This window comes from Vibrio genomosp. F10 str. 9ZD137, from assembly GCF_049974785.1.
Lineage (GTDB): Bacteria > Pseudomonadota > Gammaproteobacteria > Enterobacterales > Vibrionaceae > Vibrio.
The window spans coordinates 331-10,212 of the sequence record NZ_JBNGCJ010000226.1; the positions used below are offsets into that span (position 1 = coordinate 331).

The following is a 9,882-nucleotide window of genomic DNA, read 5'->3' on the forward strand; positions in this document are numbered from 1 at the left end:
TCTCGGCCACCTCACCGTCTTGCGGAGGCACATATTACGATTTACCAAAAATATGTCAAACACTTTCTTGGCAAAAAGATTAAAAAAAACATCAACCGTTGGCTATTTAATCAAAGCGGTGTGAAATCACTCTTTTAACTCATAAATATGCACTACACATTAAAAAGGCCAGCATAACAGCTAGCCATTCAATCCGTATTAGTAACTACCAGGCGCAACGTTACCATTGCCTTTTTCAGCTTGAATTCGCATGTAGATTTCTTCACGATGTACAGAAACCTCTTTTGGAGCATTTACACCGATACGTACCTGATTACCTTTTACACCTAAAACGGTCACTGTTACTTCATCACCGATCATAAGGGTTTCGCCAACACGGCGAGTCAAAATTAGCATTACTAGCTCCTTGAGTAGTCTCAAAATTTAATTATTACGAAAGTATTATCTACCAAAAGTTATATTTTCGTAAACAACAATGTTAACCAAAATTAGCCTAAAAACACTTGTCTTTGATGACTATCGAATACTTGGCTTTGGGCAATATAAGCATCATGTAGTACATGGGCTGCATCGTCGATGCATTCTTGAGATAAAACGAACGTTAAAGATAAACTCTCGGAAGAGCAATCAACAACCGCAATGTCACGTTCCATTAACAACTGTTTTGATGACTTAATTATTCCTTTTGCTTGCAAGCCAACAACAGTTAACAAGCTTACCTGTGAACTATTACGGATTTTCTCTCCGAACACCAGATCCAATTTTGATATTGAGCCATGTTCAATCACTATGCCTACATAATCTGCACGTTTGATCACATTACAAACGGTTATTCCTAACATTTGACAATGAGTCTTAGCGCTCGCTAATTGGCATTCTTCAACCTCGACTAAAAGCATGTCGCGACATATTGCCAGGCCTGTCACGTCCCGCTGTACCTTTTCACCTTCTATCAGGCTGCCTTGATTATGCTCGAAAGTCGATAGAACACGCAGTGGCACATTATTTTCCCTTGCGTATTGAACGGAAGGTAAATGCAATACTTTGGCCCCTTTTCTGGCCATGATTTCCATTGAAGGAAAATCAATCACCTCTAATTTTTTTGCATCGGGGATAACCCTAGGATCGCAAGTATAAACACCATCTACATCCGTATAGATTTGACACTCTTGTGCCTTGAGCGAACCAGCTAAAGTGACCGCTGTCGTATCTGAACCACCTCTTCCTAAGGTAGTGATATCACCGTTCGCTGTAATCCCTTGGAAGCCGGCAACAATGACGATATTACCGTCAGCAAAGAGATCATCAATCCTCTTTGTATCGATGCGTGTGATCGTCGCATCGTTATGCTGGCTGTTGGTGTAGATACTTGCTTGTGCTGCCGTCAATGAACACGCTTTATGCCCCAGCTTGTTCAATGTCATGGCCAACAATGCCATAGAGACTTGCTCTCCCGATGAAAGCAACACATCGAGCTCTCGAGCGTTTGGAACACTATCCACTTGCTTTGCGAGCGACACCAAGCGATTGGTTTCACCTGACATTGCCGAAACAACAACAGCAACATGGTTACCAGCTTGCTTTGCATTAATTATGTGTTCAGCGACAGTGCGAATCGATTCAATCGTTCCTACCGAAGTTCCACCAAACTTTTGTACGATAACGGGCTTATTCACCAGCCTTCACCTTCCCAAGACTAACATCTTATTACACCAATAAAGTGAGAATTATTGGTCATACCAATCACAATAATAAAGGAGTTAAAAATAGCTAGGATGACCCGCTATTAACTACGATTGGTATCAGTAAAAATACAAAAAACCAAGCCGTTTAATCAGCTTCAATGTTGCCAATTAAACCACTTGGTTCTATTTAGATTGTTATGCTCAATCAATAATAAATCATTGAGCACATCATTTCGTTATTTCAATCGCTCTTCAAGCCATGCACGAGTTGAAGCTAGTGCTTCTGGCAATGCATCAATATCAGTACCGCCCGCTTGAGCCATGTCTGGGCGACCACCACCCTTACCACCGACTTGCTCTGCAACCATCTTAACCAGATCGCCAGCTTTGACTTTACTGGTCATATCTTTAGTGACACCCGCAATAAGACCAATCTTACCATCAGCAATATTAGCAAGAAGAATAATACCGCTGCCTACACGATTCTTAGCTTCATCAACCATGATGCGTAAATTCTTATTGTCACCACCTTCGATAGCGGCAACAAGGACTTTAGTACCTTCAATTTCCTCAACTTTACCCATGATGTTGGCGCTTTCAGCGGCAGCCATCTTGTCTTTCAGTTGTTGAATTTCTTTCTCTAGCTGCTTTGATTTACTCACCGCTTCAGTCAGTTTGTCTTCATACTGAGCGTGTTTAGCATCAAGTGCGTCTAGCGCAGCCTCACCCGTCACCGCTTCAATACGACGAATGCCAGCGGCAATGCCACCTTCTGAGGTAATTTTAAATAGGCCAATATCACCGGTGTTGCGTGCGTGGATACCACCACAAAGCTCGGTAGAAAACTCACCCATTGAAAGAACGCGAACTTCATCATCGTACTTCTCACCAAACAAGGCCATAGCGCCTTTCTGTTTAGCCGATTCAATGTCCATGACATTGGTTTCAATCACGTGGTTGTTTCGAATTTGAGCGTTAACCATACGTTCAACTTCTTTCAATTCAGCCGCGGTTACCGCTTCTAAATTTGAAAAGTCAAAGCGTAGGTTATTTGGCTTAACCAAGGAACCTTTCTGAGTAACATGTTCACCTAGAACCGTACGTAAAGCCGCATGCAATAAGTGAGTAGCCGAGTGGTTTAGAGTAATTGCAGCACGGCGAGAAGCATCAACACTTGCGTTCACCTTGTCATTTTTTGCAAACACACCTTCAGCAAGCACACCGTGATGCGCAATGGCATTACCGAGCTTTTGAGTGTCTTCAACCATGAATGTGCCTGAATCTGTTTTCAATTGACCAGCATCACCACATTGGCCACCCGATTCAGCGTAGAACGGTGTCTCGTCTAATACGATAATGGCTTTATCGCCAGCTGAAAGCGATTGAACTTCTTCGCCTTCTACAAACATCGCAGAAATAACGCTGTTCCCACTGGTGCCTGTGTAACCGCAGAATTCCGTATCGGTATCGACTTTGATTGTCGCGTTGTAGTCTGTACCAAACTGGCCAGCTTCTCGAGCACGTTTACGTTGCTCTTCCATCGCTTTTTCAAAGCCTTCTTCATCGATTGATAGTTCACGCTCACGGGCAACATCATTGGTTAAATCCGCAGGGAAACCGTAGGTGTCGTAAAGTTTAAACACGGTTTCGCCATCTAAAACTGTCCCCTCTAGATTATCTAGAGCATCGTTTAGAATCACCATGCCGCGCTCAAGTGTGCGGCTGAAGTTTTCTTCTTCAATACGCAGTACTTTTTCTACAATCGCTTGCTGTTTCTTAAGCTCTGCTCCTGCTGTTCCCATCACTTCAATAAGCACGGGTACCAGTTTGTGGAAGAATGAACCTTGCGCGCCTAACTTATTCCCATGACGAACCGCACGACGAATAATGCGACGAAGTACGTAACCTCGACCTTCATTAGAAGGCATTACACCATCTACGATTAAAAACGCACACGAACGAATGTGATCGGCAACAACACGTAATGATTGGTTAGAAAGGTCGTCATGACCAATCACTTCAGCCGCTGATTTGATCAATGTTTGGAAAACATCAATTTCATAGTTGGAGTGAACACCTTGCATAATCGCAGAAATACGCTCTATACCCATTCCAGTATCAACGGCTGGTTTAGGTAGTGGTTCCATCGTGCCATCAGCATGACGGTTAAACTGCATAAATACGTTATTCCAGATCTCGATAAAGCGATCACCATCTTCTTCTGGTGTGCCCGGACGTCCGCCCCAAATGTGCTCACCGTGATCATAGAAGATCTCAGTACATGGACCACAAGGGCCAGTGTCACCCATTTGCCAGAAGTTATCTGACTCAAATGCTTTACCGCCTTTCTTATCGCCTATGCGAACGATGCGATCGGCTGGAATACCAACGGTTTTGTTCCAGATATCAAACGCTTCGTCATCGGTTTCATACACAGTCACAAGCAGACGTTCTTCTGGAAGTTGAAGTGTGACGGTTAAGAATTCCCACGCAAACGCGATGGCTTCTTCTTTGAAGTAATCGCCAAAGCTGAAGTTACCTAACATTTCAAAAAAGGTATGGTGACGGGCAGTAAAACCAACGTTTTCTAGATCGTTATGTTTACCACCAGCACGTACACAGCGCTGAGACGTAGTTGCTCGCGTGTAGGCTCGTTTCTCTGAACCTAAGAAGCAATCTTTAAATTGGTTCATGCCTGCATTCGTGAATAGCAGAGTTGGATCGTTATGTGGAACTAACGATGAACTGTCTACGATTTGGTGTCCTTTGCTTTCAAAGAACTTGAGGAACGCGTTGCGAACCTCGTCAGTGCTCATGTACATGCAGCTCTTCCTGAAAATTATCGAGTTAGAATTTTGATGTATTGTAAATCATGGATAGAAATTCGACTAGGGGATTCTCTGGACATTTGCCAGACAAGCCACCTCTATGCCTGATTGCTGATAACTTTTTGCTGACAATAAAGTGGGATAAAAGAACATTCAGCGTATGGAAAATATGTACTAAAGAATGATGTGGGGTACGTAGCGTGCGTAGTCTTGAGTGATCAAGCTGTCATCTTCACGTATCGACATCCCTGCGGCTCGATCGTTAACCAACCAACTGCCAATCAGCGTATTGCTGCCATTAAAAACGGGTAACGGGTGATACGCCTGCACAATCATCCCTTCTTCACCATAGGGACCATCCGCTCTAGCGACTTGCTTTCTGTCTTTAAAAATCGAAATGTTGGCCCCTTCTCGTGAAAAAATCGGCTTGACCACATAGTCTTTTAAACGGGAGGCTCTTGGATCGTCCATGAAATAAGACGGCAATAAATTAGGATGATTGGGAAACATTTCCCACAACAAAGGCAAGAGCGCTTTATTGGATAAGATTGACTTCCACATGGGCTCTAACCAGTTGATGTTAGCCGTGGGAAGATGCTGACCATACGCTTCATTAAACATAAATTCCCAAGGATAAAGTTTGAACATCCAACGAATAGGTCTTGATTTGATATCAACAAACTCATCGAGATTATTGATACCTATATCTTCAATGTGCACAAATGCCGTATCTAGCCCAGCCTCTGTCGCGCAATCTTGTAAATATTGCACCGTTCCACGGTCTTCTTCAGTATCCTTGCAGCAAGAAAAGTGTAAGGTCTGCCCTGGCTGTTGTTTGGCTAACTGATGAAAGCGTTCAATTAAATAGTCTTGCAGGATGTTAAATTGATCGGCACGACGGCTCACTTGCCCTGATTTAACTTTATCTTCCAACCATACCCATTGCCAAAAACCCGTTTCGTATAAACTTGTTGGAGTATCAGCGTTGTTCTCCAACAGTTTTGCAGGTCCTTGCCCCGAATAAGCGAAATCAACACGAGAATAGAGTGACGGTTCATTTCGTTTCCAAGATGTCGCTACACTGTCCCACATCGACACTGGAACCTTAAATCGTTGCAACCAATTTTCGTCTGCAACCACTTTTTCCACCGCCTGCAAACACATTTGGTGGATCTCTTCAGTTGGAGCTTCGATATCCCTTTCAACTTGTTCAAGCGTAAATTGATAGTAAGCACGCTCATCCCAGTAGGGATCGTCATACATACTATGGTAGCCAAAGCCAAATTGCTTAGCGAGTTCACGCCAATTGGGTCTTTCCTTGGTATCGATACGAAGCATATAAATTTAGCCGCCCCAGCTCGATTTACCAGCGCTACTTTTGCTCTTGCTCCAACTGGATTTAGCGGAAACTGTCGATCCAAATCCGCCTCTGGACATGGTTCGAGTCACCGCAGGTTTTTTCTTCATTTCAGAGGTTTTGATCTTGATTTTTTTATATCCATTTCGATAAGAGCCGTAAGAGCGACCATCAGTCGAATACCAAGAGCCACCGTATCGATAGATAGGTTCAGAGTAATACCCTCTGGAACCACCCAGGGCTCTGCTGAATAAAAAGCCGCCCATTGCAGGGACGAACCAAGAAGTATTTCGTGGTTGAAAACAACCTTCTTCACGAAATTCTGCACGACAATCATTTTCAGATATATAGCGCGGTGCCGTTCTTGCCGCTTCATCTAGTGCCTCTTCGTATGCGGCACGACATTGTTCTGTATATCCTGGGTTACTCTCCGAGCAATCATCAATACCAGAATAGATGTAAGCATCATTGCTTGGGTCGCTGTCAGAGCAACCTGCAATGACGACAACACCAACTGCGACAGTGAACGGAGCAATATTGATCTTGCTCCAATCTTTCTTCATTGAGGGCAGTATGACTCGTTGACTTCGTTTCATCGTTCAACCCTCAATTAATACGTCATGCATGCTGCGTTGAGCATACCAATCGCAATAGATGCGGCCCCCAATACGATACCACCTGATAGTTCATTATCTTCAATGCGTTGGGTGATTTTCGGCAAAAAGATGAATCGAACCAAACCAAACGCAATGAGCTGAGCAACGAAAGCGATAATCCCCCAAAGGACAAAATCAACGATATTGACTGAGTTCGCCGCCGCCCCAGAAATAGAGATACTGTAGCCTACAAAAGATCCCGACAGCGCAACAGCTGCGGCTACGTTGTTTTCTTTAACCAAAGCCCATTCATCGTATGGCGTAAATCGCGTATAGATCACTTTAAATAAAAGTAAAAAACCTATCGAAATAGCAAAATAAATCACAAAATCGACGAGTCCACCAAGAGACTGCATAATAAAATCCATGTTTTAATCCTGTAGTTATCCGATAACGGTAAAGTCGGTTGCTGAGACGTTGACACCGGTAATATGGGTGACACAACGTTCCAATTGGTGCTGGTTTTTGACGCTTTCTTCACACGCAATTAATAATGATTCCGCATAGTGATCGTTTACATCTCGCTCATAAAGCATCACGAATTGATCGGTTTGCGAGACTCGCCCTTCTCTATCGTATGTCTTTTCTGTCATCGCGACGGGCTGCTCGTTTTCCCACACCTTTTCAAAGGTATGTCCTTCCAATGACATGCTTGGCTGAACCAATGTCGAGTTTAACCATGAATCCCACAATGAGTCGCTATCAATAGGTTTAGTCTCATAAAAGTAAAACAACTTCACTTCTGCCACACCGCTGTCATCACGCCCATGCTGCAAAACTTGAAGGTAACCGTCATCATCGGTATAAAATCTGACTAACCGAGTGTTTTCATCTAAAGATACGACCCCTACAGCTTGGATGATTTGCGTTCTTGAGGCTCCTTCAATCACCAACTCAGGCTCGATCATTCGGAACTTCAAATCGTCCAGCTCAAACGCGCCACCGAGTCTCAAGCCTAATACCTCTGGTGCTGTATCTGAGGTTTCTTTGGGTTCGGTTGTTTTTTTCTTAAACCAAGTAAACATTATTGTTCCCAATCAAAGTGTTCTACTCGTTCGTCGGCTATGTAAAACAGCTTGGTATTTTTCACAACTTCTGTATCCAATTTGGGGTTGAGCTCAATGCCATCACCACTATCTAAACCAATGAGGGTAGCGTGATACTCTTTCTTAAATTGATCGAACAAGACACTCACTGTTGTTGATTTGGGTGATGAGTAGGTAACAGAATATTGCGTCATACCTTGAGTTGAACTTAATAGTTCTTGGTGTAAAGCACTGGAGCCTGGATCGACCGCAGCCTTAGCTAAGAGCTCGGTTGCGATCGAAGGAATACATTCAGCATTATTACAATGCGTTTTTAGTAGCTGACTCAACGATTCATCTTTGAAGTAAGCTAACAGATGGGCGTTAGGATTACGGTTAGCGCAATACAGTGCAGCAGATAGCGTGATGTCGTCTTCGGGGTTATCAACGATAATGCAGCTAGCCTGCTCTATGTTGGTTCTGTTCATGGCGATGCCGTCAGTAAAACTGCTAACATGAACAAATTCTATTTCAGACGGTAGCGGGTTTTCTATTTCAGCTCTAGCGCACAAAACAATGGGTCTACGGCCTGATTCCTCGTGCTGCAGCATTCGAATCAGATGAAGCGTTCTTTGCTCATTCCAACCCAATAAAAGAATATGATTGTCCACTTTCACTCTCCGTTTCCCTTGTACACCCGCACGCCAAGAATTGATTAACACCGCAGCAATCCGGCTCAACGACACTGCAAATAAAGCCAAACCACCAGGAATAACAAAGAGCCCAACAACCCATTTACCCATTGCCGTTGCTGGCGACATATCACCATAACCGACCGTTGACGATGTCACTATTAGATAGTAAATAAAGTCCGTCAGATTTTCGGTTAAAGCCTCTTCGCCACACCAACTAAGCAATGACCATGAAATCACTACGTAGGAAACAAGTACGACCAACAAGTTTCTGCCGCTTAGCTCACTGAGGTGGGTATAGGCCCACCTCTTTACTATCATCCATAATGGCATGCTAGGTTCTCTGCTTATTTCCCTAAGATACGAGCAAGTTCATCTTCCGCTGAGGATTGCCCACCAGAAGTTATTCCTGCTGCTGCTAATTTTTTATCTAGGCTACTGCCTGATTGCTCTTCTTGCATTTCAGAAGCCGCTTCAAGTTGCGCTTGTTTTTCTGCTTGGCGGTTTTTAATTCGCTCTAGAGATTCGACGGCTGTCGTCATTTTACTGTTAGCGCCAACATTAGTGGAAGACACCGCTGTTTGAGCTTTTTGAACCGCTTCATTGGCTTTTACAATATCAATTTGTTGCTCTAACTGACGTAATTTATCTTTCGCTTGAGCGATATTTTCCCGCAGTCTCTTTTCAGATACACCAAATTGGTCAACGTATGTTTGCTCGGTAGTTTGCTGATTGGTAAATTCAGCCACTTTACCTGCACACTCTAAAGCGAGAGCTTGTTCGCCTTTTTCCATCGCTGAACGAGCATGCATTTCATATTCAGAAATACTATTGGCAAGACCCGATACTTTATTTTCAGCCAACTTTCTTTTTGCAATAATCGATACCAGAGCTTGATCCGATTTTCTCAGTTCTTCTTTTGCTTCTCGGATCTCTTGATCTAAAATTCTTAAAGCTTGATTGTCCGCTGCACTTTCTGCCGCTTCATTCACTCCGCCTTTTATTGCGGTAAACAGCTTTTTCCAAACACTCATGCTGATACTCCTAAATACTCGTCGTATAGTTCAATAAATGCTTCAACATTGCGATATAGGGTCGCGACTTCAATAACAACACTTTCTTCTTTTGATTGTGAAGATAACGAACCAAAGGCCACATAATAATCTTCATCCGAGATGGTATTAATGCCTATCGTCGAAAGTGGGAACATCTTATGCGTTCTTAAAATAAGACTGTTCAGCGCTGAGGTGTCATTCACATTCTTTTGCGAGAAAAGAACGACTTCAACAATAATTTGCTCTCCTGCTACAGCAACGTAAGCATCAATTCCATCTTCATTTGTTAATACCAATGAATCGGCACACTTCGATGTATCGACGCTCCAGCCTTCATGTTTCCCGAGCGCTGTTGTTAATTCAGATAAAGTCCAAGCCATAATATAAATTCCAATTTAGAAAATAACATCTTTACAGTCTCACCTTGCCAAGATGTTTTCAACTATAAACTTAAGTGATTAATTAAATTCAATATATTCACCATAAAAACCATTGGCAAAAAGGCAAGGATGAAATACCAATCGTAGTAAATAACGGCTCGCCCTAGTGGGTTAAAATAGTCGATAACTGCGTTAGAATTTTTG

At 43.1% G+C, this 9,882-nt stretch carries 10 protein-coding genes; all 10 read right to left on the minus strand.

All coding sequences use genetic code 11. The features are described from left to right. Positions 1–198: 198 nt before the first annotated feature. The 10 genes from csrA to ACP45E_RS03240 all read right to left on the minus strand — a co-directional run bounded on the left by csrA (position 199) and on the right by ACP45E_RS03240 (position 9,678). Positions 199–396: a carbon storage regulator CsrA gene (csrA, locus tag ACP45E_RS03195; protein WP_017034950.1), complete on the minus strand. Its 198-nt coding sequence runs from the start codon at positions 394–396 to the stop codon at positions 199–201. 92 nt (positions 397–488) lie between these two features. Beyond that, on the minus strand, positions 489–1,676 hold the full coding sequence (locus ACP45E_RS03200) for an aspartate kinase (RefSeq protein WP_017038209.1): 1,188 nt from the start codon (positions 1,674–1,676) through the stop codon (positions 489–491). A 245-nt stretch (positions 1,677–1,921) separates the two neighbouring features. Next, on the minus strand, positions 1,922–4,507 hold the full coding sequence (alaS, locus tag ACP45E_RS03205) for an alanine--tRNA ligase (protein ID WP_017038210.1): 2,586 nt from the start codon (positions 4,505–4,507) through the stop codon (positions 1,922–1,924). 180 nt (positions 4,508–4,687) lie between these two features. Next, positions 4,688–5,851: a glutathionylspermidine synthase family protein gene (locus ACP45E_RS03210; protein ID WP_017038211.1), complete on the minus strand. Its 1,164-nt coding sequence runs from the start codon at positions 5,849–5,851 to the stop codon at positions 4,688–4,690. A gap of 6 nt (positions 5,852–5,857) precedes the next feature. Beyond that, positions 5,858–6,466, minus strand: coding sequence for a DUF1190 domain-containing protein (locus ACP45E_RS03215; RefSeq protein WP_017034946.1), 609 nt, complete (start codon positions 6,464–6,466; stop codon positions 5,858–5,860). Positions 6,467–6,480: 14 nt separating this feature from the next. Continuing rightward, the gene (locus ACP45E_RS03220) at positions 6,481–6,894 is read right to left on the minus strand and encodes a DUF350 domain-containing protein (RefSeq protein ID WP_017034945.1); all 414 of its coding nucleotides are present in this window, start codon (positions 6,892–6,894) and stop codon (positions 6,481–6,483) included. A 15-nt stretch (positions 6,895–6,909) separates the two neighbouring features. Beyond that, the gene (locus ACP45E_RS03225; RefSeq protein ID WP_017038212.1) at positions 6,910–7,551 is read right to left on the minus strand and encodes a YjfK family protein; all 642 of its coding nucleotides are present in this window, start codon (positions 7,549–7,551) and stop codon (positions 6,910–6,912) included. After that, entirely contained in the window at positions 7,551–8,576 is a 1,026-nt protein-coding gene (locus ACP45E_RS03230; RefSeq protein ID WP_017038213.1) for a potassium channel protein, read from the minus strand. The genes ACP45E_RS03225 and ACP45E_RS03230 overlap by 1 nt, the downstream gene beginning before the upstream one ends. 14 nt (positions 8,577–8,590) lie before the next feature. Beyond that, positions 8,591–9,277, minus strand: coding sequence for a PspA/IM30 family protein (locus ACP45E_RS03235; RefSeq protein WP_017034942.1), 687 nt, complete (start codon positions 9,275–9,277; stop codon positions 8,591–8,593). Beyond that, positions 9,274–9,678, minus strand: a complete 405-nt coding sequence (locus ACP45E_RS03240; protein WP_017038214.1) for a DUF2170 family protein — start codon at positions 9,676–9,678, stop codon at positions 9,274–9,276. Before ACP45E_RS03240 ends, ACP45E_RS03235 begins: the two co-directional genes overlap by 4 nt. Between the last annotated feature and the right edge of the window lie 204 nt (positions 9,679–9,882).

What these genes read in the sequence shown, in the direction of transcription:
- csrA (WP_017034950.1), bottom strand. Translation starts at nt 396, where the DNA reads ATGCTAATTTTGACTCGCCGTGTTGGCGAAACCCTTATGATCGGTGAT.
- alaS (WP_017038210.1), bottom strand. Translation starts at nt 4,507, where the DNA reads ATGTACATGAGCACTGACGAGGTTCGCAACGCGTTCCTCAAGTTCTTT.
- ACP45E_RS03210 (WP_017038211.1), bottom strand. Translation starts at nt 5,851, where the DNA reads ATGCTTCGTATCGATACCAAGGAAAGACCCAATTGGCGTGAACTCGCT.
- ACP45E_RS03215 (WP_017034946.1), bottom strand. Translation starts at nt 6,466, where the DNA reads ATGAAACGAAGTCAACGAGTCATACTGCCCTCAATGAAGAAAGATTGG.
- ACP45E_RS03220 (WP_017034945.1), bottom strand. Translation starts at nt 6,894, where the DNA reads ATGGATTTTATTATGCAGTCTCTTGGTGGACTCGTCGATTTTGTGATT.
- ACP45E_RS03225 (WP_017038212.1), bottom strand. Translation starts at nt 7,551, where the DNA reads ATGTTTACTTGGTTTAAGAAAAAAACAACCGAACCCAAAGAAACCTCA.
- ACP45E_RS03230 (WP_017038213.1), bottom strand. Translation starts at nt 8,576, where the DNA reads ATGCCATTATGGATGATAGTAAAGAGGTGGGCCTATACCCACCTCAGT.
- ACP45E_RS03235 (WP_017034942.1), bottom strand. Translation starts at nt 9,277, where the DNA reads ATGAGTGTTTGGAAAAAGCTGTTTACCGCAATAAAAGGCGGAGTGAAT.
- ACP45E_RS03240 (WP_017038214.1), bottom strand. Translation starts at nt 9,678, where the DNA reads ATGGCTTGGACTTTATCTGAATTAACAACAGCGCTCGGGAAACATGAA.